This is a genomic window from Klebsiella sp. RHBSTW-00215 (assembly GCF_014103785.1).
Lineage (GTDB): Bacteria > Pseudomonadota > Gammaproteobacteria > Enterobacterales > Enterobacteriaceae > Klebsiella.
On record NZ_JABXQS010000001.1, the window covers coordinates 3,098,851 to 3,125,052 of the forward strand.

The following is a 26,202-nucleotide window of genomic DNA, read 5'->3' on the forward strand; positions in this document are numbered from 1 at the left end:
CCCGCATAAACCGATCTACAAAAACGATCGATATCATTATAATGATAGCTGAGAGCTATCAAATATATAAAATTGATCGCTTATATCGATAGATTGCGCAGATCAATTATTGAAATTCGATCGGTAATAACAATTTTACCTGCACTCGTAACCTCCCTATCTTAGAAAGGATTTGATTAGAATCAGGCTAGGATTCTCATCGGGTGACAATAAGGAGATGCACCATGCGCCTATAGCAAGGATGTTTCAATGCGGCAGGTATAAGTCTGCCCATCCATTCAACATGTTTATCGGACAAAGTGACGGCATTAAACCACCACTTCAATGATTTATTGTTATTTTTCAAGGAGCCAACGATGGCATTTATTCTTTTAATTTTGTGGATCGGAGCATCGATAGTTATTGGTAAATTGGCTCAGGCCAGTGGCCGTTCGTTCTTCATATGGTTTGTTATCAGTATGCTTATAGACCCCATATTTGGTGCGATTCTTTTTGCTGTAGTCGTGAGGTCAAAATGAAACCAGACAGAGTTAAGAGGCTTTTTAAAGCCTATCTTGGTATTGGCTTTTTATTCATGTTACTTGTTTGTACAGGGATTGTTGTTTTGTTAGGTCAATAAGGGAAATGATTACGTATTTTAATAATTATTTTATATTTACTGCCATCCTCCCCTCCGGTTCAACACTCTTGATGTATATCAGTATAACGTTCTCTGTAATATTTCGGCTATTATGTAAAGATAAGGAATTATCATGATAAACTATTATGAATATCTTGAACTGGATATGAATGCCAGCGTTGATGAATTAAACCATGCGATACAAAAAGTAAGTGAACGTGATGATGCAGATTTAAAATTCATCCGTGAAATGAAATCTATTTTGTTAAACGATGAAGCCAGGGTTCTGTATAATAACAAATTGATTTCTTTTATTGTTGGCGATCGTAAAAAGTCTGATTTGGTAAGCGCTGAGAATATTCGTGAATTATTAAATATAGACAACTCGTCGTTACATGAAAAATATATCTGGATTGCAACGGGATTGTTTGTTGTCGGCGTTTTATCCGCATGTTTGTTTAGTTTAGCTGTCAACTATACGGTTAATCTGTTCGTTATGATTGCCCTGGTTATTTTGTTCTATATGGACTGGAAGCTACTGGATAAACATGGTAAGGCAAGCTTTTCAAAATGGTGGATTCTTTTTTCGCCAGTTTATATTGCTAAACGTTGTAAAGCCGTTGGTCAGGGGAAAATGCTGTTGCTGGTCTGGCTTGGGATCTGGGTTGTATATGGTATCGGGAACTTTGCGTTCAATGGTAGCAAAGCGATGCTGGAACGTACAGCATGCGAGGTGGTAACGGATATCTATCATAAACAGTTACGTCAATATTCACAGCAATGTGAGAACGTAACGTTAACTGAAAGTGAAGGGAAACAGCACTATGGATTTGCTCAACTTAGTGATGGTAAAACTAAAGATATTACCGTGACAGAACAATCAGATGGTAAGATTGTTGTATATATTGAATAGGAATTTTTGAGGGAAAGCACTTACCTTTGGGGTAAGTGCTTTTTATATATTATTTATTTTTTTTGGGTGGTTTTTATGAAGTTTTCAAATGGAATTAAATATGTGGCTGCTCTGGGGGTAATTACTATCTCCTGTTCAGTAATGGCATCACCTTATGGAGATTCAGATGTCTTGTTCGGGTGTTTTATAAAAGGTAAAACCACTAAAGAGGTGGCTGTGTTAAGGAATAATAATGAGATCACTTATTTATTCGGTAAATCGGACATTAACGGAGGTGGTGGGGTTATTCCTGAAATCACTCTGGTAAAAAATGTGAGTCAGTTAAGTCAGTCCTGGAATTACAGTCGGGCTGAGGGGGTGTCGATACATACATTGAACATACCAGAAAACGAGTATACTTACTCTATTTCCTATATCGATGATGGAAAAAATACTGATGGGGAAATAACTATTTTAAAACAGGGAAAAGAAATCAGTACGATAAAATGCGATGATATCTGGGAACAACATCTGGGTGACAGCAATATGATGCATGGTATCCCCGATGAACATTCAGACAATATTAACGAATATGTAAGTAATAAATCCAACTCAAAATCAGAGAAGATACCATCTCAATCACCTGTTAAGATCAAAATAGAAGATACCACTTACAACTTCAAAGGTAATGTCAGTGCTGAGCACACTATAAGAAGACATGCTTATGTTTATGGTTTGAAGGATAGTGTAACGATTACTGGTTTAAGTATAGACCGTGGTAGTTGTTATCGGTGGAATACCCGACCAGTAACTCTGGGCTATGGTAAGGGTACAGATTTCTCTCTTGTTATCAGTCAAAAGGTTGCCTATGCAAACTCCGGGTGGAACTGGGTTGAGATGAATAATAAATACTCAAAATGTATGTGGACTGAAATTGAAATTAAAACCGATAGCGGTAATTATAATTTTAATCTTTCAAGATAAGTGGGAATAGAGTATTCTACACCTATATATACAAATGCTTAATCGCAAAATTTGATGAATAAGCATTTGTTGATATTTTATTTATTCCTAATGCAAGTCTATCTATATTACTAGTCGCTTGATGATGTAAGTGCAGATTACTTCAATGCTTGAATATTTGGATGTGCAGAGATTGGTATCACAGTTGTTAGGGAAGGTGCGAACAAGTCCCTGATATGAGATCATGTTTGTCATCTGGAGCCATGGAACAGGGTTCATCATGAGTCATCAACTTACCTTCGCCGACAGTGAATTCAGCAGTAAGCGCCGTCAGACCAGAAAAGAGATTTTCTTGTCCCGTATGGAGCAGATTCTGCCATGGCAAAACATGGTGGAAGTCATCGAGCCGTTTTACCCCAAGGCTGGTAATGGCCGGCGACCTTATCCGCTGGAAACCATGCTACGCATTCACTGCATGCAGCATTGGTACAACCTGAGCGATGGCGCGATGGAAGATGCTCTGTACGAAATCGCCTCCATGCGTCGGTTTGCCCGGTTATCCCTGGATAGCGCCTTGCCTGACCGCACCACCATCATGAATTTCCGCCACCTGCTGGAGCAGCATCAACTGGCCCGCCAATTGTTCAAGACCATCAATCGCTGGCTGGCCGAAGCAGGCGTCATGATGACTCAAGGCACCTTGGTCGATGCCACCATCATTGAGGCACCCAGCTCGACCAAGAACAAAGAGCAGCAACGCGATCCGGAGATGCATCAGACCAAGAAAGGCAATCAGTGGCACTTTGGCATGAAGGCCCACATTGGTGTCGATGCCAAGAGTGGCCTGACCCACAGCCTAGTCACCACCGCGGCCAACGAGCATGACCTCAATCAGCTGGGTAATCTGCTGCATGGAGAGGAGCAATTTGTCTCAGCCGATGCCGGCTACCAAGGGGCGCCACAGCGCGAGGAGCTGGCCGAGGTGGATGTGGACTGGCTGATCGCCGAGCGCCCCGGCAAGGTAAGAACCTTGAAACAGCATCCACGCAAGAACAAAACGGCCATCAACATCGAATACATGAAAGCCAGCATCCGGGCCAAGGTGGAGCACCCATTTCGCATCATCAAGCGACAGTTCGGCTTCGTGAAAGCCAGATACAAGGGGTTGCTGAAAAACGATAACCAACTGGCGATGTTATTCACGCTGGCCAACCTGTTTCGGGCGGACCAAATGATACGTCAGTGGGAGAGATCTCACTAAAAACTGGGGATAACGCCTTAAATGGCGAAGAAACGGTCTAAATAGGCTGATTCAAGGCATTTACGGGAGAAAAAATCGGCTCAAACATGAAGAAATGAAATGACTGAGTCAGCCGAGAAGAATTTCCCCGCTTATTCGCACCTTCCTTAGCTTACTATCTTGCTTCGAACCGAGAAAAGAGTATTTATCCATTTGGAGATAAAATATTTCCTAATTGATACAATTGTATAGCGTCATAGAAATACTATTCGGTAATAAATCCTCTGTCTAAAATTAATCTGAATTGGAACTAAAAATATGCTTAAACAAATATCCAAAATATAACTTAATGTTTGTAATTATCACAATAATGTTTTTATGATTGTAAGTGAAAAATTTAAGCCGTAACAAATACAGTATCTACAATATCGATTTTTAACAGTTACATCAGTCAAACTTTAGCATGGCGAAGCTATTGCATTGATTGAAAAACTAAAATAACAAAGTGATTGTTTAATGAATTCTCTAGGAAATTAAAAAGACTAAGCCGTATTTATTTATACTTTTAATACGGCTATGTATGTAATTTAAATTAATCTATATCTTTACTTCATTTATTCTTTTTTGAAAGCTATCCATGAATATTTTTTCTCCAAACCCCATTACTAACCCAGCAGAAAATGCCAATATTGGATCACTTTCAATATTAGCTGAGTTAAAATTACCTAGTTGAATAATAATTACTCCCGCCTTCATCAGTAATGCAAGAGACATAGAGAAAATAATTATAAATATAATGCGAGAATAAATACTGATACTGTCACTTAAAATTGGGATAATTTCACTAAATTCAATCTTCTGAGTTCTGAATGCAAGTGAGAGCCAACATCCAGCACTAGCACCCATGCCAACTAATATCAATTTTGAAATATAAATTACATAAATATTTGTCTGAGAATTGACAATTCCTAAGTAAATTAAAAAACTTAAAAAAAACGGGATGAGAATTATTTTTAAATATCTTATTAAGATACTACTCCTGAGATATGGGGCTTTTTCATATAGAAGTTCTTGCTTAATTTTATCAATGCTATTCTGAGCAAGGATACATTGTGTTATATTTCCATTAAATGCAAGATCTGCAACAATAAATACTCTTTCATAATAGAAATTATACATTGAGTGATCATCGGCACAAAGCCGCTGCAGGACGAGCATAAATAACTCAATGTCATCTTTTAACTTGACAATGGCATCAGGGAATTCACTTACGTCATCCTCAACCTTGAAGAAGATATCTTTTAATTCATTATCAACTTCATATTTTGAGACCGTAAAATATTTATCATTTCCCATAAGTTATTTCCCGCAGAATCGGCATACTGATTTTGGTAAGGTAGGATTTTCTCTGCCCGTTATTGAAAACATTATCCCTAAACTGATCTTGTTTTTTAATATATCAATGCTTTTTTTTATTTCATCAATTTCTACCTGAGAAGCTTTCAGGCATGAAGCCGACTTTAAAGCGTCTAAACGATAAATAATTTGTTCAAAATCGTAAACCACTTCAGACTTCTTCATTATACTCTTACCTCATCACGGATAGTGATATCTTGAAATACAACACCTAAAGCTATTAAACTCTGACTCATTTCATTATATATCTTAGTGGCTTTTTTTGTTGGATCTTCGATTGTAATTATGACAGAAAATGGAATACCATCCAAAGGATGTGATACACCATCTCGAACTTGAGATGTAACCCTTAAACGCCAGTTTGATGAATTTCCAAATCCATTTTTACTGTATCTCTCATAAACTTTAGATGGCCACCATTTGAAACCGTGGTCAATCAGATTTTTTTCAAAATTAAGATCTGAACCAAGTCTATTATCCCAAATAGAATTAACAGCTTTGCTAAAATTACTTTCTGTTTTTTTTATTTTTTCTTGTTGTAAGGATGCATCAATATTAACTCTAATATATTCTTGACCATACTGCCTATCAATTGTTGGTGTATATACTAAAGACATTTTAACTTTCCCTTTACATTTTCTTGTTGCAGTTATCAGAGATTCTGGCCATATAAAGTTAAACTCAGCTACTTGTCCTTTTTTAATAATATCTTCAAAAATAAAAGTGAAGGAAGCTTCATCTCTATTTATAATATTAGAAGAATCACTTGGGAACCCGAATCCAACAAAGTCCTTGGCCTCTTTACCTAGGTTTTTTGAAGATAAACAATCAGGTATTTTTGCACTGTGAATTAGTAGTGCTTTGAGTGTATTTGTGTTAAGACTTTCATTTGATTTAAAATCAATTGTAGCGATCGATTTTGCTATATGTGGTGCTGCTAAACTAGTACCATGAGAGTTTAAGCATAAATGATTGTTTCCATCGAGTGTCACATAACAAGAATTATTTGGATCACCAATTCCACCAATATGCACTAAGTCAGGCTTTATTCCGTAAGCTGTCGCCGGTCCTCTTCGTGTATATCTTGTGGGTGCCTGAAAGGTTATTAATTCATTTTCGATATGATTGACAGATCCCACAGATAAGGATGTTACCGAATCAGCAGGCTGCAGAACTTTATCTTGTTGTTGAAATCTTGCAAGCATACGGAAAACTTGCTCTTCTGTTTTAGGCCACTCGCTCCGATATTTTTTATCTTCCAGGTTACCTACCGAAATAACAAATATTACGTTAAGTTTATTTGATATTTCATCAATCCTTGCTGCTAAGAAACTATACTCACTGTTGGATACAATTTGTTGAAAATTAATACTCATACTTATTACACGAAAACCATTTTCTCTGGCAGCTTGAACCTCAAGATATAACCAATCTGTAAATTCAGCTAGCGTTTCGAAATGATCTTCGAAACTGTACTTATCGGCTGGCAACCAGATATCATATATTTCACAACCATCCTCTTCTAAATAATCATAGTTAGAATTTAAATGTTTTGAGCCAATTAAAATGCTAGCCATTTCATCTGCATGATAATCTTCGATAATTTCTGAACCCAGTGCATCTGATTTATCATTTACCCAAGTGGATAGAATGCTGCTTCTTATTCCTTTGTCTATTAATATTACTTTTGGATATGATTGATTAGCTAATTTCTTAGGGAATGTAGTTAATTTTTTTTCGATGTCAATATTCTTTTTTGCAACTGTGAAAATTGGTGAAAGGTAATATTTTCTTACTATGGGATTAATTTTTAATTCCCGCAGCAATTCAATAACATCGGTGTTAGAATTATTCTTTGGGAAGAGTGTAATTATGTTATCCGAGAAAAACCTCGATTCAGTGACGAATTCAATAGTTGGGAACCTCGACTTTAGTTCATCCACAAGGTTTTTATAAATTAAAGAAATTTCACCATCGCTTAACGTTTCATTTTTCCTGGCAGTGAACAATTCAACGATAATTTCTCGTTTATTCTTAAGTAACTCTTGAGCAAACTCGATATCGCTCATTATAGACTTATCATTACCTGTATATAATTCAATATTTTCAATCGCACTAACTTCGCTTCGTAATTTTCCTACTTTAGGAACAATTTCTCCATTCTTATTAAATTTTATCTCAGATTGAACCTTAGCTTGGGAGATGCGTTCAACCAAACTTGGTAAGGATTTTTCATTAACCTGAACGTATATCTCACCAATATCACCACCACCGATTACTGGGTATTTATAATTAAATACTGCAGATGTAGGCCTGTGGCTTTTAGCTATAGCATCTTCTTTTAATGAAACTTTTATCGTTGCAAATTTTTTATTTTTCCTTTCTTGTATCTGCTGAGATATCAATGAAGTTTTAAGTATCAGTTTAGTTTTGTGACGAGCAAATGCAGCGTCATCTCCGTGGAAAAAATCTTTATTATCTCCGCCGGGAATGACTTCAGGACTATAGATATATTTTTTGCTGTTTTTTATCTTCAATATATTTTTTTTATTCATTTTTATCTTTCACCCATCTTGATATAGTACTCTTATGCTTTCCAATAAGATTAGATACATCTTGTATTGAATAATCATGTTTGGTTATAAGGTTTTTTGCTAATTCATGCTCTGAACCTGAAAGAATAGATTTTGTTATATCATTGTTATAATTTGCATTAATTACGAAATAAGCTTTAATTGCATTATACAGATCTACAGTTTTGCATTCATTTATGATGGTGAATCGTTTTATAAATTCAATGCAGTTTTTTATTTCTGCTGGTGTAAAACCATCCAGAATTATATTTAAAAATGTAAGATCACCATTCGATATGATCATAGGTGAAATATAAGCTGATATTATTTTCTCGCGAATTAACTTTGTCGGTTTAGGTATTTTTATCTTATTCTGAAAACGTCTCCAGACGGCAGGATCTAACAAGTTTTCATGATTTGTCGTAGCGATTACTATACCGCTTTCTTTTCTTCTGTCTAAGCATTGAAGAAGAGTATTTACAACTCTTTTTATTTCACCTACTTCTTTACTGTCATCTCTATATTTTGCTATAGCATCAAATTCATCTAATAAAAGAATGCAATTATATCTTTCAACAAAATCGAAAAGAGATGATATATTCCTTGCACTAGTTCCTAAGTAGGATGACAACATAGCATCCAGTCTTGCTGAGACTAAGGGGAGATTAAGTTTTGCTGCTAAGTGCTTTGCTAATTCAGTTTTACCTGTCCCTGGTTCGCCAAAGAAAAGGCAACTATAACTGGGTTGTATTCCATTCACTCTTAGACGTTCCGCATGTTCCCATTCAGCTAAAATACCATCAATAGCGCTTGTAATATTGTCATCAAAGAAATGAAATTCTTGGAAATCATTGATTTCTTTAGGAAACAAAACCTCAGCTAAAGGCATGCTATTTTCTTTATCAACTGGTAAAGGTGTAGATACAGTCATTTCACTTTTACCGGAAAGGAAGCCCTTGCTCCAAGTTATTTTCTTGTTGTCTAAAGTAAGATTTTTCTTCGTATCAGCTTTATCCACTAGAGCACTAAGTGCTCTAGCCTCAACAATCAAACCATCTTTTTGAAGTGTATCTCTCAGTTTGAGAACTGCTTTGATCACTTCGCGTGAGGGATCGTCTTTTAAAGCAAAACGACAGATTGTGGCTATTAGGTTCATGTACTTAGTCATTTTATCATTTCTTGGGTATTTGTTGCATTTTATTGCAACTATACACCTTAAAAAAGAATCAAAAAAGAGATTTTGTGCAACTATTTTCGATATGATGGAATGTTGTCCACTTTTATATTTCTCTATGGAAAGGGTAATTATCCAACAAAGATTGATGGACGTTATATAATGGTGGAGTTGTAATATTATATATAATTCAATGTGATAGACTGATTTCGTTAGCTTGATCTAGATAATTCTTATACAGAGGACATATGCTGCATTTTCTTAGCATTTGCTCCATTGTAGACCACGTCCAGTTATCTTGAGTGATAAAAGATTCAGTTTACCATGATGATCGTGAAGATGATTAGGTTAGAATCTGACCCTAAATCCTGCTGCATTCAGAAATACAATTCCGGCATGATAAGCTCTTCCCCCTTAGCGGAGGTTATGCCGCTTCAAATCATCATTAATAATTTTCCGTACATAAACAGGTTCCTTACCGCCAGACGACACGCAGGTAAACGCCGTCCTTGTGCAGGCAGGCTCGCTATGTGTGAATGACGGATATATTCAGAAGAGATGAGAAGCTGCAATGGCGATCAGACGTTACATTGGCTTAGATTTGTAATATCACCCGTGATTTGCCACCCGATGATCTTATTGATTCAGTTTACGTCAAGCGTACCCGCCATCGACTGAAGGCGCAGGGTTTTAGCGCAGTATGGTGAAGCGTTCAGAATACAGGCATCGGTACCCAGCCTGATAACAACTGAGCAAGTCCTCTGGTCTGGCCTTCCTCAGTGCATTCGCTAATCCGATGACTTGTTTAACTGGTAATCTTTAGTGACAGCACCCTGAGCAGAGCCAGGATTCACAACTGAAGGACGTACCCAGATCAAGCGCTCGCCAAGGCGGCGAATATGCCCCCTGCGCAGATGCATACGCTTTGTATGTGCCCCTACACCGATACCTTTACCCGTTGAGTTTGTTCGTTGTTCATCCGTAATCTGCAGCACTTTGTAGGTAAAACGGGGCCTCACTGCGGGCTCTAGTACATTAACTCGCTTGCCTCTCACCCATTGCGTTTTTCTGGTGTTCGATGGCGCCAGTTCATCCACCACCACGTTTGCGCAGTTCAGAATACTGCAGGCGTTGATGAATGCCTGTAACTCATCCCGGGAGTTGATGATAATATCTGCAAAAAGCTTATCGCGGCTTCCCAGTACAGATTCTGTCTGGCTGGCAATCTCTGGCAGGATCACCACAGGTTCAGCCTTGTATTGTTTCATGCGCGTTCTGGACACCAGACCCGCGTCCTGTAATGAGGCCACAGCCAGTCTTGTCGCCCCCGGACGGGAGGTTAAATCAGAAACGTTATTGAGCGTGTTGTCATAGGGGTAAAAGAGCCCGCCGTAACTCGGGTGCCAGCGCTTATCATCATCAACCCAGTAGACAGAGCACACAAAAACTCCGCCCTCCGGAAAACGCTCAAGCATCCGGTTAATTCCAGGTACAGGCTCCAGGTCCACTTTCGCTTCCCAGCACAATGCGATCCGCTTAGTTGAACGTAGGGACTGTTTATCAAAATAGGTCTCGGGCGTCCCCTCTTTTTCCCATGGGATTTCAAACACGACTACCGGGTAAGGCAAATGAGCCATATCCAGATGCGTCTGCCGCAGATCTTCAGGCGCAATAAAGTCAGCACAATTTGGCAGGATGAATTTAACGCTGCTCTCCAGCAGGTTTATCACATTGCGCAGAACGTAAGCTGAATACGGCGCTTCATGCAGACAATTACGTTCCAGCGCCCGCAGATCATCGATCGCAGAAGATGTGTAGTTTAATGGCGTTATCGCTTCTCTGGTCATTTGTACTCCCTGAAGAGTTGTACTTCGATGCTGTCGTGGCTGATCACTTTATCTTAATGTATTTGTTATTTTTAAAAGAATTAACCAAATCCTTCTTCATCTGTTCAACCAGCCCATCAGCATACGCCCGGGCTATTTCCATCCCTTTCGATTTAGCTATGATGAGCAAAGACGTCACATCATTTTCCCTTCCACAATTGGCACAGACGACAAAACTGTGACCAGGAGGTGAGTAATCCGTGTAAGGTAAGGCGAACTGCTCCGAGCGGCAGAATGCACAACGCAAGCGGATCGTTTCTTTAAGATCGTCCATCATCCCATCAGACCAGGCAGCGAACCAGCAAGACCGCCCACGATAGATCCGACCAGCGGGTGTTCCAGAAACTTAGCCAGGCGGCTCCTGGCTTCCTGCTTGTCTTCATCAGAAGCTGAAGACGTCTCGATCTGCTGAAGCAACTGGTTAAATACGTTGTGGATGTTTTGTGTGTTACCGTTGCCAACCTGCGCTGGCCCATGAACATTTAGCGTAGCAATCTGCATACTGGCCCCTAACTCGTATGAGCGATTTTTCCCGTGTTTAACTGAGATAGCACGACTCTGACCTTCTTCTGTCAGGGAGACATCCTGAAAGCCACCATAATCCTTACGCACAAGAGAACGGGAATGACAGATATTGATGATTTTGAACAAATACTCTTCTGGCCAGTGAAGCAGCTCGTCAATAGCAATGCGATCGTTCTGGCTCGTATCGAATCCAAATGAAACGGTTTTGATCGTTTCTCCGAGGTTCTCCATGTCGTCGTTCATGTACGTCAAAAGGGCATCAATATCAGACTGAATTTTATCTGCGTCCATGTGTAGCCTTATTTAGTGTTCTGGTGAAAAAAGAAGCATTATACATCTGGTGCAGCCAGGCGGTAAGCCCTGATGCAATTAATGATCTGGTAGCTCTGATGATGCCGTTGTTCCTGCCGCTCTGCCAGCAATGGGGCTCCTGATGACTACTATACAATCTGCAGAGCCACTGAGGAATTAACGTAAGCGTTAAGTGAGCGCCGTATTGACGATTATTTATTAGTGAGTTCTACGTTCCATGGCTGCAGTTCTGCCACTTTGTTGCTGGGCCACTCCGGCAGTACACTCAGGATATGGCGAAGGTAAGCTTCCGGATCGATACCATTGAGCCTGCATGTTCCGATGAGACCATACAGCAGGGCTCCGCGCTCGCCGCCATGATCGCTGCCGAAGAAGATATAGTTTTTCTTTCCCAGACATACTGCACGTAATGCCCGCTCAGCGGCGTTGTTATCAGGTTCTGCCAGGCCATCATCACAGTAGTTGCACAGCGCATCCCACTGGTTCAGAGCATAAGCGAACGCTTCACCCAGACGGGACTTTTTCGATAGAGTCGTTCTTTTTTCTACCAGACTCTCATGCAGGGATGCCAGTAGCGGCTTGCTTTGGGATTGTCTGGCTACTACTAACTCAACTGTCGGAAGGCTGCGTAACCACAAGCACCGATAGCCTGCATACCTGCGCATGTGCCAGCGGCTGTTCCAGCAACAACTGGCCGGAGGCGTCAGCAGCTTATTGCCGGAACCGCCCGTCTGGCGGAAGCTAGAGCCGGGACCTGCGGCGAGCATGATAATGCTGGGCGCGTTCATGAGGACGGGGTCTGTCAGTTGTGATGGGGTATTATTCCTCGCTTTCGGGGGAAGATCTAATGCAGAAGTACTTTACTATGAAGGCGAGAGTTTACATCCATTTCTGATCCGCAGATACCTTAACGGGATGTTATAAACTGATAAACATTGACCTTGATAGAGGGCTCCCGCCACGCGTCATGCTATTCTTACTCGTAGTTTCTCCAACGAATTCAGTACAATGTACATTGATAAATTTTTAACTGAATATGATGAGTCGCTGACCGGCGAGATGAATATCGACCCTTTGGGCCAACTGGTTATCTGGTCATCCTGGGGACAGGACCTCTTTCACGGACGCATCACTTCTATTGCCAATGATGTCAGGCAGTATACGCTCAACCTGCTGCACCACAGCGTCATCCGAAAAATAATGCTGGATGATGCTGTGCAAACCGCTGGCGCGATGAAAATACGCTATCCCAAAAAGCAGCTCAAAGAGTTTATCGCGGCAAGCCTTATCCACCTGGAGAATATTTATATTTATTCGATGCTGGGGGCAGAACAGGGCGACGTAACGCTTGCGGGGGTGCAGGGGATTAATAAGGCCAGGGCAAAATGGCATACCTCAGATAAGAACCCTCAGCTCACTTTTGGCCATCAGAAGGAAAGTGAACTGCTGACAAACCAGCTTGCGCTCGGTACTAACGGCCGCTATAAATCGCCAATGATCAGTATGCGTTTTTTCACGACGACCTACGACTATGATCTGCCGGATAGTAAGCCTGTATGGGAGGCCGCTGAAGCCTTTATTCGCCATGTCCCCGAGTTACACCAACTGCATGCTGATGTACTGACCTATCTTAAGTCGCTGATGTGTGAAGCAAGCAAGGATGCCCTGACGCCCTTCTTCAGTAAAATTCCAGACAGTCTTAAAACTCTCTACGCCAGCGCATTTCGCAACCCTAAACATGTGGGCAACTACTCGCAGGCATTCTGGCTCGCCAGAACCGGGCTCAATAAAAATGGTGCAGGTGCCATTTATCGGGTACTGGAGCGAGAACGAAAATACCCTGAGCAATCACTTTTGCCGATTTCGAGTGTTTTTCTTGAAGCCTGGAAGAATGCCGATGCAACGATGGAAATGGAAGAATGCGAGCGGCAAACGCTGGGATACATTATTGAGGCAGAACCGTTTCTGTCTTTAATTGACCTGATGTTCACAGGACTAAGGCGGCAGAACCAGCAGAGCCTCGGCGACTTCGCGCTATTCTGGCAGCGGAACGGACTGACGACTCAGAGTTTACCTAAACTGTCGATGAGTCTTGAGCGAAACAATGAGCTGGTGGCGTCGCTTTCCGGTACGCCCAACAGACGCTTTCGGCAACTGCTTGCGCTAGCCAGTGGGCCGTCTCTGGAGGAGCAGGTGCGTGGGCTGCTGGCGTATCATAGTGGATTGATGGAAGCACGTGGGCAGTTTCCATGGCTTATGCTTGAAGGCAATATCATCTCGCTGCAGACTCCACCTGTAGCTATTGATCAGGAACGTAAAAGTAGCGATTGGGTAAACCATTATTACATACCGCAATTCCGTCATTTACTGGATGGATTATGGGGAGATGAAGCGTGAAGCTCCTTGATGCGTTTAAAGAGCAAATAGCGCAGATGGGGCCGCTGAAGCGAGTCTGGCTTACGACCTTTAATCTTGATATCGCGTTTGTCGAAAGCCGGATTCTTCCCGCCATTCTGGATATGGACCCACCTGTAGGCCGCATGGACTATGAAGGGCTACAGCGGGCATTAAATGAAAGCAATATTGATTTTCGTGTTTATTGCGATCCGCGAATGATCGCCCTGGATAAACCTAAAAGAACCTCAATTGCAGTTTATCCCGTGTCGGTGCGTAAGCTTGCTGTGGATGAAGCATTATATCTGGACGGGGAGCGCAGCCTGTTTCATCCCAAGGTGTTTTACCTTGAAGGTAAGAACAAGAAAATTGTCCTCGGTGCCGGAAGCGCGAATCTTACGCTCAGCGGCTGGGGGCGGAATCAGGAAGCCGTGGACTTTCGGATGGTTTCCAGCAATGCGCAGTATCAGCAGATAAAACAGTTTTTCATGGGACTTGATGAGGAGCCTAGCCAGGACATATTGCCTGCAGATGGTGACATACTCTATGGTGACGATCCAAAGTGGTCGTTTATTCACAGCCTCAGCGAGTTCACGCTGATGGATGCGCTAATCGCGAATGGTGAACTGACAACGCTCAGCGTCTGGTCTCCTTATCTTGCCGATAACTTGCCTGCTCTGATAGCAAAGTTGGCAGGGCCTTATCTGCGCGTTGAGCTTGTGCCCGACCTTGCTGCAGGTCAATTCATTCGTACCCGCTGGGGAGAGGAGCTGCAGGCGTTAATTGCGGCACAGAGATTGACGTTATTTAAACCTCCCGCCGAACGTGATCCGCGATTAATGATGACGCACGCCAAGCTGTGGCTGGCAGAGAGTTCAACGGGCCGTCACCTTGCGATAGGCTCATGGAACTTCACCGGACCGGGCTGCAGTAGCCTGAAGATAAAGGGGAGAAACGTTGAAGCCGGGATCGTACATCCCGTCAGCAAGCGGACCACATTGTGCTCGACGGTGTGGGCCGTGAATGAGGGAGATTTTGCCAGTGAAGAATTGCTGGAAGAGGAGGCCCTGGTACCAGGTAGTCTCCCGCCTTTCGACTTGACGGTTATTTTTGACTGGCAGCACTGCGAATACAGGCTTACCGGAAAGTGGTTTCTCGGCAAGCCGAAGGAGGGGCACCGGCTGCTTCTGCCCGGGATCAAAAAACCGGTCAGACTTACCTGGAACACAGCTGACGGTACGCTGGCATCTCCTTTGCTGATAGATGTCGAGCAAAGCGCAGCGCTGCTGGATAGCCCTTTCTACACGCTGCGTAAAACCGGTGAAGCGGACTGGACAGGGACTATTGTTGAAGCGGGCTCAGAATATCGCCGCGTCCTGCGCTTTAAATCACTGGACGATATTCTCGACAGTTATATGAATTCCTCCGAACCTGAACAAAGCGATAATCTGATACTCCGCAGCGTGGCAGGTCAGGATGAATTATTCAGCGAGGAGAGCGACGAGACAGGGGTCCTAAGCCCGGAAGCTACCAGCTACTTCCGGCTGTTTCAGGCAATACGGCTACGCAGTAAAGCGTTATCAGCCATGGATAATAGAGAACAACTACACCGTCGCCTGTTCAGCGAACCCGGTTGTTTGCTGGAACTGGCAGAAATGGTCAAAGCGCGAGTTGAAAAGGAACCCGCGTCAGTGTTCAACTGGTTTCTGACACATGAGGTCAATAGCATGGCTGCTCTGGCACAGGCGCGATTTGATGATATCAATAAAGAAAATGCATCGAGCACCGCAGATATTTCCCCGCATCAGTGGAGCTCACTGCGCGTTCCTCCCCCACCTCTGAAGGGGAAAAAAAGTACCCAACGTTATCTGGATATCATCCGTAAAGAGTGTGGATATGATAACTAAACAACCTCAGCCTGTTACGCCTCATTGTATCTCAGAAAAGATGAACTTTGATGTAGCCGACCCCTTATGGAGTTACGAAACGTGCAGCACCAGCATGGCTGCAAAGCAGGCTGAAGGCGTAGCGGGCCTGTGGAATTTGCTTGCTGAGCAGCGGGTAGCGCTGCTTGCGGATGAAGTGGGTATGGGAAAGACCTATCAGGCAATAGCAGTGATGCTGCTAAGGTGGCAGGAGAAGCCTGATGCACGCATTCTGGTCATGGCCCCAAACTCGACACTGTGTAACAACTGGAAAACAGAGTTCACTACCTTTATTCATAAGCATCTTAGAATGAAAGATAACCCCTTTACTTCTTATAAGGGAAAGGAAAAATACGCGCCGCAGTTTCATGGTCGGCTGAAAGAACTGAGCGCAGCTGTTAAAGAAAAGTCACACCATTTCTTTCTGACCACTATCTATTCGTTGAGCGGACTGGTACCGAAGGATGAAAAAGACAATGCATTTTTTGTCGCTGAGAAGTATGGGGAGATATATCGGCAGGAAATAAAAGACGCTCTCGGTGGTACGGGTTTTGATTTAATTATCATCGACGAAGCCCACTATTTCCGCAACCGTAATGACAGCCAGCGAGCTGCTGCGGCACGTACTTTCTTTGGGGAAGGGAAAGACCGACTGGCCCGAAATGCACTGCTTCTGACCGCAACGCCAAATCATTCTGCGGCACGGAATATATACGATATATTAAGTTACTTCACAGATATTACGCTGAAGTATGACATGGATGATGTACGTTCTTTGATGGAGAATTTCGCCATCCGTCGATTGCGGAAGATGTGCGGGAGCGATAATCAGCATTACAGTAAATATGCATATCGTCGGGAGCAGGCAATTGCCGCCAGCTTTTCTGGTAGCGCTGAGGCAGAGCTGTTTTTTGCTTTTTATCAAAAAAAACTGGTTGAAGAACTGGATAAAGAGAACAAAGGCAGCGGCGACAAGCGGATGATGTATGGATACCTGGAGGGTTTTGAATCCACTGGCAATATTGAGAATGAGCAGGATGAACATGATAATGAACATACTCAAACTGATTTTAGCCGGGCGCTGGATTCGTCTCTGTTAACCGGGCTGACGCGGCAGTTTCATGATGTTTACCACCGTTTTCCGGATCATCCCAAATACGATGTACTGGTCAATGAGTGTATGTCCGACGATCCCTTTGCATCTCAGGCACTATATAGCCGCAAGCATTTGGTCTTTGTCCGCCGTATCCCGTCGGTGCGCGAGATAACTCAGCGTATTAATGCTCGCTATGATGAGATGATGGCTGAGCGATTGATTCGGCTTTGGCAACTGCCGCCGGAGGCGTTGGAGAAGTGGCGCAGTACGCGCTGGTCCCGGGAAGAGTATGAAAACCTTATATCGGAAAAGACTATCAATTCTCAGGATACAGATGAGCCTGCAGAGGAGTGCTTACTGGACGATGATAGCGAAGAAAATGAAGCAAAGCTTTCCAGCAGGATCGCGGCGCTTTTCGTGACCAAAACGAGTGGCATACTGCGGCGCACGGACTGCAGTAACGTCAGCCTGCGCTTTCGCCGTCCGGAGAGTTTGTTATCGCTGTTTCTGGAACCTGCCCGCGATGGTATTTCGGCAACTTATACACAGTATTATCGCAGAGAGTCCGGAGAGCGGATGCGTGATAGCTACAGTGATGCCGCGAGGGATATTCGTCAGGAAATGCTGGTGGAGTTTGTTTCAAACTATGCCCACCCGATGCCTACGGCCTGGGGAATTATGTTCGATTTACTTCCTGAGCAGCATCAACATCAGATCAGGACATGGAAAGCGCAGCCGAACGGCATGGCGATAGTCGAGAACCTTGCCAACTATCTGCGCATTGGCTACCTGTTTGCCAGCCCGGTGATGGTCGAACTTTACTGTTGGTTTACTGAATTTAACCGTGTATCCCAGCGCGGCGATGCCCAGCAGCGCTATCTGCAATTTATTGAATGGGTGACGCCGAAATTCAAGGATTCGCTGATACTGCGTTATTTCTCGGCAGCCATCCAAACGTTTGAAACGCTGTGTGAGAAGATTGTTGGCCAGCCGCTTGATAATAGCCTTTACGCCTGGCGCGAACTCAGCAGCCTGAACAGTCCGGCATGGTACGCCAGCGGTGAGTCTCACAACCGTGAGCGGCTTATACGCGGATTTAACTCGCCATTCTTCCCGGATGTGCTTGTGGCGACTTCGGTGATGCAGGAAGGCGTAAATCTGCATCTGCAATGCCATAAAGTCCATCATTACGGCATTGCCTGGACTCCCGGCGATAATGAGCAGAGGAATGGTCGCGTCGATCGCCTCTTTGGCCGCGTGAATATGCTGCTTAAAGAGAGCAGTAATGCCGAGATGGTTATTAATTATCCTTATCTCGCAAGCTCATTCGATCAGGATCAACTGGCTTCATTCATTCACCATAAGTACGTCGTGGAGGAAAAACTGGATAACTGTGAAACGCAGAGTTTCAATCGAGAAATTGATACGAAAGAGAGTACATCGGGCTGGCGTCGGTGGCTACGGAAGCCTGTCAGGGATCGCGAAGTTGAAGATCCTTACCCGGCAAAGTTTGGTCACCAGTAGTGGCGTTATTAATTTTCTGGGAAATAAACCTCGCCTCTCTAACAGAGACATCAGCCATGGCGGAATATTTCCGGAATACTGGAAGCACTACTGACTGGCGCAAACTGCTGAAGCTGGTACCCCTTATAATGTATTGCGTCAGGGTATCGATACTCTGACGCATATCGAGTGTTTTGTGTGCTAGCCAGATGGGTTTCAATTTTAGTAGAGGGACCAGACTCTCATCATGCCATCATAAAAGCATCCAAATCGTCCGCATTTTTGATAATTTTGTTTTTATCGACACCGTAAGCTTGTGCCAGCGTAATGCTTGCTTCCAGCAACTGGCGGTTGTTTTCCACGTTGAAGGCTGCAGTTGTCAGCTCACCTAATGCCTCAAACTCGGACAGAATACGCTTAAGCGCCCGCTGCTCAATGTCATTCAAACGGCGGTTGAAATCGTCCATTTTCGCCTGCAAGGCCTGGCTGGTTTTGCCATCCAGATTTTTGGCAACAGTGACCAGAAACTTTCCTGAGATAGATCCAATCAGTGCTCCCAATACAGGCACAGGGATTAATGTCTGGCCAGCAATGGTCATAGCGCCCACAATGGCTGATTCAGCGCAGACTATAAGCCCGAGATCGGTAAACTCATTGAGATCTATCTCACCACGCTGATAAGACATAGTAAGACTTCCTACCCCCTTGGTTGCGGTAACTAATGCGCTGGCGAAGGGGGCTCCCATTGAGGCGTAATTTGTCAGGGTGTAAATAGCCCCTGCGGACACGCCCCCTATAGCTGCTCCTTTCAGCGTATCCAGCCCTACGTCCTGCCAGTCCTCTGTATCGAATTCGCCACGGAAGATATTTTTACCGTCTTGATACTTGCGGTAAATACCCGTACCGAGAGCAAAAGTGGCCCCGAAGGCTGCCCCCATAACCGTAGCTCGCATGGCTTCGTTGAGCGAAGGCTGGTGTTCTTCAACGATTTCGGCTTTTTTTACCTCATTTTTCTCAGCTAATTCCTGGTCATGTTTATCGAGTGTTTCATCGATTTTCCCCCACTGGACATCTTTATAATTAGAGTCTCCTGGACGTACAACGTCCGCAAATGATCGGCCGGTTGCGTTTTCAATTTCTGCAACCTTTTCCCTGATGGCCCGCAGACTTCTCTCATTCATTCCCTCAACAGGTTTCCCGTCGATAACATCCTGTATCGTTTGCCAGGTATCTTTCGGGATATGGTAAAACGCTTTGTTTTGGGTGAAGTCAGGGTAGTCTTCCATGTGTTTCAGGACATGTGTCAGATTACTATTGATGCCGTTTATGAATTTTGATTGCACTTCAACGCCATCAATTAAATAGTCCGCAGGGGCCGTCCGGCCAACCCCGTCGAATGTTGCGCGAAAAGCGGACTCATCCTGTAGTCTCTCTTCGAGCGCCTGACGGGCGTTACGCACACCTACTTCTACTTGCTCGGCAATTTCACCATGCTTGGTACCTGTGGAGCCTAGTATGGTGTTGGGTGAGGCGATAAAATCACGAACCTTCAGCATTTGCTCGCCCGCATTCTCAAACGCACGAGCTTGCCTCTCTAATTCGAATATTTCGTCCTGCATCCTGGTCTGATTGAGTGCATTAACAGCACTACCGATAATCTGATCACTTACAGCATCATGGCGGTCAATAATTTTCATCACTGAATTTTCTTGTTGATCAGTTTTGATAATGCATGGATATGGTTAATCAATGCCCCGAGTTGATCTTTCTGATGCGCATTAAACTGGTTGTAGTCACGCGGTGCGGTCTTCTCCAGCCCATCAATAATGCTTTCAGTGCCATGATAATGCTCAGATGTTAGTGCCTTCAATTTATTCGCACCACGTTCCATTACCAGCAATTCGCTAGTTTTAGCCCGAATATGACGCTCTTCCTGCTGAGCTTTGTCAATAATTTTGCCGTTCTTACGACGAGCCAGAAGAGTGCCCCCTGCAATACCTGCAACTCCGATCCCCCAACCGATGGGACCTGCCAGCGCTAGCAGCGCACCGCCTGCAGACATACCACCGCCGCCAGCTGCTAAAGCCCCCCCGCCAAGCCATGCCAGTGCTGCATTTGTAGCTGCAGCACCGCTCAATGTGGCAATTGCAGTTCCGGTTGATGCTGTACCAAAGGTCGTAGCGACTGCCAGCGCTGCCGTAGGTGCAAATGCTGCAACACCGGCTCCGACGGCAACTCCCGCCGTTGCAGTCCCTTTACCAACGTGCGATGTGCGATATTCCTCCTCTAGGGAAGGTGCGAACAAGTCCCTGATATGAGATCATGTTTGTCATCTGGAGCCATGGAACAGGGTTCATCATGAGTCATCAACTTACCTTCGCCGACAGTGAATTCAGCAGTAAGCGCCGTCAGACCAGAAAAGAGATTTTCTTGTCCCGTATGGAGCAGATTCTGCCATGGCAAAACATGGTGGAAGTCATCGAGCCGTTTTACCCCAAGGCTGGTAATGGCCGGCGACCTTATCCGCTGGAAACCATGCTACGCATTCACTGCATGCAGCATTGGTACAACCTGAGCGATGGCGCGATGGAAGATGCTCTGTACGAAATCGCCTCCATGCGTCGGTTTGCCCGGTTATCCCTGGATAGCGCCTTGCCTGACCGCACCACCATCATGAATTTCCGCCACCTGCTGGAGCAGCATCAACTGGCCCGCCAATTGTTCAAGACCATCAATCGCTGGCTGGCCGAAGCAGGCGTCATGATGACTCAAGGCACCTTGGTCGATGCCACCATCATTGAGGCACCCAGCTCGACCAAGAACAAAGAGCAGCAACGCGATCCGGAGATGCATCAGACCAAGAAAGGCAATCAGTGGCACTTTGGCATGAAGGCCCACATTGGTGTCGATGCCAAGAGTGGCCTGACCCACAGCCTAGTCACCACCGCGGCCAACGAGCATGACCTCAATCAGCTGGGTAATCTGCTGCATGGAGAGGAGCAATTTGTCTCAGCCGATGCCGGCTACCAAGGGGCGCCACAGCGCGAGGAGCTGGCCGAGGTGGATGTGGACTGGCTGATCGCCGAGCGCCCCGGCAAGGTAAGAACCTTGAAACAGCATCCACGCAAGAACAAAACGGCCATCAACATCGAATACATGAAAGCCAGCATCCGGGCCAAGGTGGAGCACCCATTTCGCATCATCAAGCGACAGTTCGGCTTCGTGAAAGCCAGATACAAGGGGTTGCTGAAAAACGATAACCAACTGGCGATGTTATTCACGCTGGCCAACCTGTTTCGGGCGGACCAAATGATACGTCAGTGGGAGAGATCTCACTAAAAACTGGGGATAACGCCTTAAATGGCGAAGAAACGGTCTAAATAGGCTGATTCAAGGCATTTACGGGAGAAAAAATCGGCTCAAACATGAAGAAATGAAATGACTGAGTCAGCCGAGAAGAATTTCCCCGCTTATTCGCACCTTCCCTAGTTTTTCAACAACATTGTCGAACTCAACAATTTCTGCTTTTAGTTCACTCCAGGATTTATCGAATTCTTTTGGTTTATTTGCCAGTTGACTCACATAGTTTTCGACGTGTGTAATAAGTTGTTCACTGCATTTCTGACGCAACAGGAAGAGATTTGTAATCTCTTCCTGCGTCCTTTTTGCCTGAGTCTCATAACGGTCAGTTGCATTTTTAAGTTTGGATAAAGCGGTTTCTCTTTCGGATCCACGTAACATTTTTTTACTCCTGCTGTATGTCGTCTAAATTATTCCTATATTTGACCCTATATATCCAGATATTTTTACTCTCTTACGGTTGCGATAACTTTCTGCGTATATATTCCTGTGGTGACTGATATCCCAGTGCACTATGCGGATGACGTTTGTTGTAATGAATGAACACCACCGCCGGATTTATCACCGCAGCCAGGCTGTCCGGATTCGCCATGATGCCGATGCAGTCCCGTTTTATCATCTTCACGAAGCTTTCTGCTATTTCGTTGATTTCTGGGCTGCTCACCGCTGTTGTGCATGGCTCCAGATTCAGATCTCTGGCGAACTTCCGCGTTTCATGTGCGGTATACGCTGAACCGTTATCCGTCAGCCACTGCACCGGTATGTCCAGTAACCTGTACGCGACGATATCCGTAACTCGGCATGTCGCTGATGATATTGAGGATGTCAGACTGTATCCCAGCGTCAACTTCGTCATTACGCCGGGTACAGCATCTGTCCTGTCAGACGGCTGAACGGTTACCATGTAGGTGGACTACGTGGGAGACATTCATACTCGGCTCCATCGTCTGCTGGATAATGGCGATTTTCTCCTGAGGAGTCTTACACTTACGGGCTTATTGCCCTAACAGGATCTCGGTCATCTCAAAATTAGCGCCAGTGTTAGACAAATATTCAAGCCTATCTCTTATCTGAAGATACAGCTACTGTCTGTTTAAGGAGTCTACATCACTGTCCGCTATCGTCACTGTTGGTAGACCTGGAAAATTTATATTAAAAGATTATTCACTCCAAATGCCAAAAAAGAAAGTTCGACAATGTCAACCCCCAATCAATAGGATTATCCTATTTTTTTAAATTAAACAATAGGTTATGAGGGCGTTTTTTTAAGAAAAATACGATTCCAGCATGGGATAATAAATTAAAATTTTGGCTGTTTTTGGATTAGGGAGTCAATATGTCTGAGGGAGTTTCTAAAAAGTCCAAATATGAAATTATTGCAATTCTGAGAGATGAACTCAGGATTCAATCTAAATTGTACTTCTATTGTAATGGTATAAAACACCAGTCGACACTAAAAAAAGTAGAAGGTAATTTTTTCTATATAAAACCATCCACCTCTCATCCAGGTCTTCCTAAAGAGAGCATTTTTTATTTTATCATCCACAGCCCATTAGGGAAAATAGAATTCACAACCAACAATCGAATCACTGACAAAAGAAATTCAAACAATCTTCTATGCTTCATTATTCCTGAATCATTATCAATACTACAACGAAGGACATCACCAAGAATTAACGTTAGGTACGAAAGTCAGTTTTATTGCTCTGGAAGATACAGAAGTGGCACTATTTATAAATATCACTTGAATGATATATCAGAAGGTGGTTGCTCGTTTATATCCCTGGAACCTTTGCATAGTTTTATTAGAAGTGGAAATAAACTTGAAAACTCAGAGTTAAATCTTGGGGAGTACGGACGAATCCTTGTTAATTTAAAAATAAAACATATATCCGAAACAAATAACCACAAACAATGTGATGCAACAAACTTCAGGGTATCTTGCATGTTTTATTACGAAAGTGAAGAAAAAAAAGAGGAAATAGAAGAAATAATTGTCAAATTGATAATTGATAGAAAAATAAAAAACAGGCGAGTCTTGGTTTAATTCACTTGACGAAATAAAATTTCAAAAAAACACAATCACTTTAACCTAAATCAACATTAATGCAATAGTACGCAAGATGTTTTTATGATAAAGATAATCAACAGGAAATTTTACCCCATTGGAAAACATATTGCTTTATACTGACGACAATATCATCGGACAATCAATCCACGATTATATGGTTGATAACGAAAAAAACATCACCACCCTTAACTTCCAGGATATGGTTAAGGGAGTCATCACACCATCGACCACTACCGTTATTATCAACACTATCCATAAGGATATATCTGCAGCCACAACTGTCGCATTGCTTAACTCCCTGCGCAAGCGTCTTACGCACTGCGCGTTGCTGGTTTTAATTGTAAAAAGTGACCTCTCCAGACTGTTTCGGGAGTTGCTTGATATTAATAATTTATTGATTTTGAATGAAAAATCGTCTTTATCAGATTTCTCTGCCATCATCAACAGACCTTTAACCGCCGATGGCTGTCAGGGATTATGTACCCGGCGTACGCTAACCTCCAGGGAACTTCAGGTTCTGGAGTTAATCATTGCCTGCAACAACAATAAAAGAATCGCATTACTCCTCGATATTGATCACAAAACGGTACACAGCCATAAGGTACATATTATGAAGAAGCTGGGGATGAATAACTCACGGATAATGAATAAAAGGATAGTCAATATGTATCGGTGCTGAAGCCAAAAATATGTGGGTGACCAATCAAAAGCCGCTAATTCATTGGCAACCTTCCTTTAATAATCATTCCCATCGACACAAACCTCACCTATAATAATATTATCTTCTGTTTACCTTCGGCCTGATTTTTGACGAGAGATAATGAACGCGACGCTATTTTCCAATCATAACTTATCACGTAACGATATATCCGTTCGTTATGTCTTTCAAAAGATGTTTTCCCCAAAAGGTACGCTCGTCGCCGTTGAGTGCCTGAGTCGTTTCGATAGCCTGCCTATCTCTCCAGAAAACTTCTTCCGCTATGCCAATACGGGATTGCGCGAGAGCATATTCATGGAGCAGCTGGCGCTCATTGAAAAACATAAACAGTGGTTTAATAAAAACGGCATCTCTGCAACAATCAATGTTGATGACCATATACTCAACATATTGCTAAGATCGGAGATTAAAAACCTCGTTGACCACATTGGCTGCGTTCACTTTGAGGTAACAGAAAACTCGAATAAATTATTGAACAATGCTCTTGCTACCTGGAGCGATCCACAAAGCACGACGCTCTGGCTCGATGATTTTGGCTCAGGCAATGCGGGTATTAATGCGATTCGAAGTTACCATTTTGATTATGTCAAAATCGATAAAGACTTCTTCTGGCATTTAATGCAAAAAGATTCTGGCCGACCGCTGATGGATGCACTGATCACCTTTCTTTCCCGTAACCACCATAATGTGATTATTGAAGGCGTAGAAAGCGAAGCGCACAAGAAGTGGTTACAGGGCATGGAGTGGTTTGCTATTCAGGGACACTACTGGAAGGAAGTCAGCATTGAACAACTGGTCAAAGAAGATATCAAGGTTTAAAAAAATGCCGGAGCATTCCGGCATCAATATTAACATTCGCGCAATAAAGTCAATCAATCACTCAATTATAAACTAACTCCCAGGTCGCCCAACTGGTCAACGGACCACTGGTCGCTTTTTCCGGCGCGGGCGTAACGTAGCCAATGTAATAAGTAAATATCCCGCCATCCACCGCCTTTTCCACCAGAGGCACCCGGTTTTGCTGCGGGTCAGCCGGGACAATTTTATTGCTTTTGTCCAGCGTATTATTATCGTTGGTCGCCAGCGCCAGAAAAATATGGCTGGCACCGTCCGCGCGCGTATTCGCCAGATAACCGGCGTTTTCATTACTGACGAAATTGACCATAAACCCATCAATCCAGCGCACACTCACCATCCGAACTTCATCTTTATCCGCCGCGCCACCATCATGGCGAAGCTGGCAGTTTGAGAGTTCCAGAGTGAAAGGCTGCGGTTTCATAAATGCCCCCGCCCCGCGTTCGTGTACTTCCGCCAGGCTAACCGGTGCCAGCCAGACGCTACCGCTGCCCGCATTGTTGCCGCCGTTGAGCGCCACGCTACAGGAGATATCGGTCACCCGACCGGCAAAATCTACCCGCCCTTGTTCATAATTCGTCTCAAAACCCCACGCCGAAGAGGCCACTAGCGCCCCGCCCATCAAAGTCAGTTGGATGAGTCTTTTGCTATTTTTATACTGTGCTGAATCACTCATTCCC

At 43.7% G+C, this 26,202-nt stretch carries 23 protein-coding genes and 2 pseudogenes; 11 read left to right on the top strand and 14 right to left on the bottom strand.

Features of this window, described 5'->3' with window-relative positions:
* The first annotated feature begins 356 nt into the window (after window positions 1–356).
* The 4 genes from HV127_RS14690 to HV127_RS14705 all read left to right on the top strand — a co-directional run bounded on the left by HV127_RS14690 (window position 357) and on the right by HV127_RS14705 (window position 3,735).
* On the top strand, window positions 357–518 hold the full coding sequence (locus HV127_RS14690; RefSeq protein ID WP_094818586.1) for a hypothetical protein: 162 nt from the start codon (window positions 357–359) through the stop codon (window positions 516–518).
* Between the two features lie 234 nt (window positions 519–752).
* Window positions 753–1,532 (top strand): hypothetical protein, encoded by a 780-nt coding sequence (locus HV127_RS14695; RefSeq protein WP_182236921.1) that lies wholly within the window; start codon window positions 753–755, stop codon window positions 1,530–1,532.
* 75 nt (window positions 1,533–1,607) lie between these two features.
* Window positions 1,608–2,495 (top strand): hypothetical protein, encoded by an 888-nt coding sequence (locus HV127_RS14700; RefSeq protein WP_182236924.1) that lies wholly within the window; start codon window positions 1,608–1,610, stop codon window positions 2,493–2,495.
* Between the two features lie 259 nt (window positions 2,496–2,754).
* Window positions 2,755–3,735, top strand: coding sequence for an IS5-like element IS5 family transposase (locus HV127_RS14705; protein ID WP_042934497.1), 981 nt, complete (start codon window positions 2,755–2,757; stop codon window positions 3,733–3,735).
* 576 nt (window positions 3,736–4,311) lie between these two features.
* Here the strand turns inward: HV127_RS14705 and HV127_RS14710 are convergent.
* The 8 genes and pseudogenes from HV127_RS14710 to HV127_RS14745 all read right to left on the bottom strand — a co-directional run.
* A complete protein-coding gene (locus HV127_RS14710; protein ID WP_047663481.1) occupies window positions 4,312–5,070 on the bottom strand; it encodes a hypothetical protein in 759 nt (252 codons plus the stop codon).
* Window positions 5,071–5,073: 3 nt separating this feature from the next.
* Complete coding sequence (locus HV127_RS14715; protein ID WP_047722926.1) at window positions 5,074–5,295, bottom strand: hypothetical protein; 222 nt, start codon at window positions 5,293–5,295, stop codon at window positions 5,074–5,076.
* Window positions 5,295–7,685: a S8 family serine peptidase gene (locus HV127_RS14720; RefSeq protein ID WP_047663482.1), complete on the bottom strand. Its 2,391-nt coding sequence runs from the start codon at window positions 7,683–7,685 to the stop codon at window positions 5,295–5,297. The genes HV127_RS14715 and HV127_RS14720 overlap by 1 nt, the downstream gene beginning before the upstream one ends.
* Window positions 7,678–8,871 (bottom strand): ATP-binding protein, encoded by a 1,194-nt coding sequence (locus tag HV127_RS14725; RefSeq protein ID WP_047663483.1) that lies wholly within the window; start codon window positions 8,869–8,871, stop codon window positions 7,678–7,680. Before HV127_RS14725 ends, HV127_RS14720 begins: the two co-directional genes overlap by 8 nt.
* A gap of 794 nt (window positions 8,872–9,665) precedes the next feature.
* A complete protein-coding gene (locus tag HV127_RS14730; RefSeq protein WP_047663484.1) occupies window positions 9,666–10,724 on the bottom strand; it encodes a hypothetical protein in 1,059 nt (352 codons plus the stop codon).
* A gap of 43 nt (window positions 10,725–10,767) precedes the next feature.
* The gene (locus tag HV127_RS14735) at window positions 10,768–11,040 is read right to left on the bottom strand and encodes a hypothetical protein (RefSeq protein WP_047663485.1); all 273 of its coding nucleotides are present in this window, start codon (window positions 11,038–11,040) and stop codon (window positions 10,768–10,770) included.
* A complete protein-coding gene (locus HV127_RS14740) occupies window positions 11,037–11,579 on the bottom strand; it encodes a hypothetical protein (protein WP_047663486.1) in 543 nt (180 codons plus the stop codon). Before HV127_RS14740 ends, HV127_RS14735 begins: the two co-directional genes overlap by 4 nt.
* A 212-nt stretch (window positions 11,580–11,791) precedes the next feature.
* Window positions 11,792–12,232: pseudogene (locus tag HV127_RS14745) on the bottom strand (transposase); the annotation flags it as partial.
* Window positions 12,233–12,608: 376 nt separating this feature from the next.
* Between HV127_RS14745 and HV127_RS14750 the strand changes: the two are divergent.
* The 3 genes from HV127_RS14750 to HV127_RS14760 all read left to right on the top strand — a co-directional run bounded on the left by HV127_RS14750 (window position 12,609) and on the right by HV127_RS14760 (window position 18,539).
* Window positions 12,609–13,997: a hypothetical protein gene (locus HV127_RS14750; protein WP_047663487.1), complete on the top strand. Its 1,389-nt coding sequence runs from the start codon at window positions 12,609–12,611 to the stop codon at window positions 13,995–13,997.
* Between the two features lie 35 nt (window positions 13,998–14,032).
* Complete coding sequence (locus tag HV127_RS14755; protein WP_227628674.1) at window positions 14,033–15,901, top strand: hypothetical protein; 1,869 nt, start codon at window positions 14,033–14,035, stop codon at window positions 15,899–15,901.
* Window positions 15,902–15,995: 94 nt separating this feature from the next.
* A complete protein-coding gene (locus tag HV127_RS14760) occupies window positions 15,996–18,539 on the top strand; it encodes a DEAD/DEAH box helicase (RefSeq protein WP_228727461.1) in 2,544 nt (847 codons plus the stop codon).
* 224 nt (window positions 18,540–18,763) lie between these two features.
* On the opposite strand, the gene HV127_RS14765 is transcribed toward HV127_RS14760, so the two are convergent.
* Both HV127_RS14765 and HV127_RS14770 read right to left on the bottom strand, forming a co-directional pair.
* Entirely contained in the window at window positions 18,764–20,215 is a 1,452-nt protein-coding gene (locus tag HV127_RS14765) for a hypothetical protein (protein ID WP_047663490.1), read from the bottom strand.
* The gene (locus HV127_RS14770) at window positions 20,215–20,823 is read right to left on the bottom strand and encodes a hypothetical protein (protein ID WP_228727462.1); all 609 of its coding nucleotides are present in this window, start codon (window positions 20,821–20,823) and stop codon (window positions 20,215–20,217) included. Before HV127_RS14770 ends, HV127_RS14765 begins: the two co-directional genes overlap by 1 nt.
* Window positions 20,824–20,876: 53 nt before the next feature.
* On the opposite strand from HV127_RS14770, the gene HV127_RS14775 reads away from it, so the two are divergent.
* Window positions 20,877–21,857 carry an IS5-like element IS5 family transposase gene (locus tag HV127_RS14775; RefSeq protein WP_042934497.1) on the top strand — a complete coding sequence of 327 codons (981 nt, stop codon included), beginning with the start codon at window positions 20,877–20,879 and terminating at the stop codon, window positions 21,855–21,857.
* A gap of 108 nt (window positions 21,858–21,965) precedes the next feature.
* On the opposite strand, the gene HV127_RS14780 is transcribed toward HV127_RS14775, so the two are convergent.
* From HV127_RS14780 to HV127_RS31715, 3 genes and pseudogenes are all read right to left on the bottom strand, one after another.
* Window positions 21,966–22,259, bottom strand: coding sequence for a hypothetical protein (locus HV127_RS14780; RefSeq protein ID WP_182240893.1), 294 nt, complete (start codon window positions 22,257–22,259; stop codon window positions 21,966–21,968).
* Window positions 22,260–22,332: 73 nt separating this feature from the next.
* A complete protein-coding gene (locus HV127_RS14785; RefSeq protein WP_080748437.1) occupies window positions 22,333–22,782 on the bottom strand; it encodes an integrase core domain-containing protein in 450 nt (149 codons plus the stop codon).
* Window positions 22,778–22,900 (bottom strand): annotated as a pseudogene (locus HV127_RS31715) (IS3 family transposase); the annotation flags it as partial. The pseudogene HV127_RS31715 and the gene HV127_RS14785, both read right to left, overlap by 5 nt.
* 314 nt (window positions 22,901–23,214) lie before the next feature.
* Here HV127_RS31715 and HV127_RS14790 point away from each other — a divergent pair.
* From HV127_RS14790 to HV127_RS14800, 3 genes are all read left to right on the top strand, one after another.
* The gene (locus tag HV127_RS14790; RefSeq protein WP_047663492.1) at window positions 23,215–23,925 is read left to right on the top strand and encodes a PilZ domain-containing protein; all 711 of its coding nucleotides are present in this window, start codon (window positions 23,215–23,217) and stop codon (window positions 23,923–23,925) included.
* Window positions 23,926–24,043: 118 nt separating this feature from the next.
* Window positions 24,044–24,628 carry a LuxR C-terminal-related transcriptional regulator gene (locus HV127_RS14795; protein WP_098363150.1) on the top strand — a complete coding sequence of 195 codons (585 nt, stop codon included), beginning with the start codon at window positions 24,044–24,046 and terminating at the stop codon, window positions 24,626–24,628.
* A gap of 141 nt (window positions 24,629–24,769) precedes the next feature.
* Complete coding sequence (locus tag HV127_RS14800) at window positions 24,770–25,486, top strand: EAL domain-containing protein (protein WP_047663494.1); 717 nt, start codon at window positions 24,770–24,772, stop codon at window positions 25,484–25,486.
* A gap of 61 nt (window positions 25,487–25,547) precedes the next feature.
* Here HV127_RS14800 and HV127_RS14805 read toward each other — a convergent pair whose 3' ends face one another.
* Window positions 25,548–26,198 carry a type 1 fimbrial protein gene (locus HV127_RS14805; protein WP_182236926.1) on the bottom strand — a complete coding sequence of 217 codons (651 nt, stop codon included), beginning with the start codon at window positions 26,196–26,198 and terminating at the stop codon, window positions 25,548–25,550.
* Between the last annotated feature and the right edge of the window lie 4 nt (window positions 26,199–26,202).

Bases quoted from the DNA above. Each gene is read 5' to 3' on its own strand.
- HV127_RS14800 (WP_047663494.1), top strand. From the start codon at position 24,770: ATGAACGCGACGCTATTTTCCAATCATAACTTATCACGTAACGATATA.
- HV127_RS14690 (WP_094818586.1), top strand. From the start codon at position 357: ATGGCATTTATTCTTTTAATTTTGTGGATCGGAGCATCGATAGTTATT.
- HV127_RS14695 (WP_182236921.1), top strand. From the start codon at position 753: ATGATAAACTATTATGAATATCTTGAACTGGATATGAATGCCAGCGTT.
- HV127_RS14755 (WP_227628674.1), top strand. From the start codon at position 14,033: ATGGGGCCGCTGAAGCGAGTCTGGCTTACGACCTTTAATCTTGATATC.
- HV127_RS14725 (WP_047663483.1), bottom strand. From the start codon at position 8,871: ATGACTAAGTACATGAACCTAATAGCCACAATCTGTCGTTTTGCTTTA.
- HV127_RS14740 (WP_047663486.1), bottom strand. From the start codon at position 11,579: ATGGACGCAGATAAAATTCAGTCTGATATTGATGCCCTTTTGACGTAC.
- HV127_RS14730 (WP_047663484.1), bottom strand. From the start codon at position 10,724: ATGACCAGAGAAGCGATAACGCCATTAAACTACACATCTTCTGCGATC.
- HV127_RS14760 (WP_228727461.1), top strand. From the start codon at position 15,996: ATGGCTGCAAAGCAGGCTGAAGGCGTAGCGGGCCTGTGGAATTTGCTT.
- HV127_RS14710 (WP_047663481.1), bottom strand. From the start codon at position 5,070: ATGGGAAATGATAAATATTTTACGGTCTCAAAATATGAAGTTGATAAT.
- HV127_RS14750 (WP_047663487.1), top strand. From the start codon at position 12,609: ATGTACATTGATAAATTTTTAACTGAATATGATGAGTCGCTGACCGGC.
- HV127_RS14735 (WP_047663485.1), bottom strand. From the start codon at position 11,040: ATGATGGACGATCTTAAAGAAACGATCCGCTTGCGTTGTGCATTCTGC.
- HV127_RS14775 (WP_042934497.1), top strand. From the start codon at position 20,877: ATGAGTCATCAACTTACCTTCGCCGACAGTGAATTCAGCAGTAAGCGC.
- HV127_RS14805 (WP_182236926.1), bottom strand. From the start codon at position 26,198: ATGAGTGATTCAGCACAGTATAAAAATAGCAAAAGACTCATCCAACTG.
- HV127_RS14705 (WP_042934497.1), top strand. From the start codon at position 2,755: ATGAGTCATCAACTTACCTTCGCCGACAGTGAATTCAGCAGTAAGCGC.
- HV127_RS14790 (WP_047663492.1), top strand. From the start codon at position 23,215: ATGTCTGAGGGAGTTTCTAAAAAGTCCAAATATGAAATTATTGCAATT.
- HV127_RS14715 (WP_047722926.1), bottom strand. From the start codon at position 5,295: ATGAAGAAGTCTGAAGTGGTTTACGATTTTGAACAAATTATTTATCGT.
- HV127_RS14780 (WP_182240893.1), bottom strand. From the start codon at position 22,259: ATGTTACGTGGATCCGAAAGAGAAACCGCTTTATCCAAACTTAAAAAT.
- HV127_RS14720 (WP_047663482.1), bottom strand. From the start codon at position 7,685: ATGAATAAAAAAAATATATTGAAGATAAAAAACAGCAAAAAATATATC.
- HV127_RS14700 (WP_182236924.1), top strand. From the start codon at position 1,608: ATGAAGTTTTCAAATGGAATTAAATATGTGGCTGCTCTGGGGGTAATT.
- HV127_RS14765 (WP_047663490.1), bottom strand. From the start codon at position 20,215: ATGAAAATTATTGACCGCCATGATGCTGTAAGTGATCAGATTATCGGT.
- HV127_RS14785 (WP_080748437.1), bottom strand. From the start codon at position 22,782: ATGGTAACCGTTCAGCCGTCTGACAGGACAGATGCTGTACCCGGCGTA.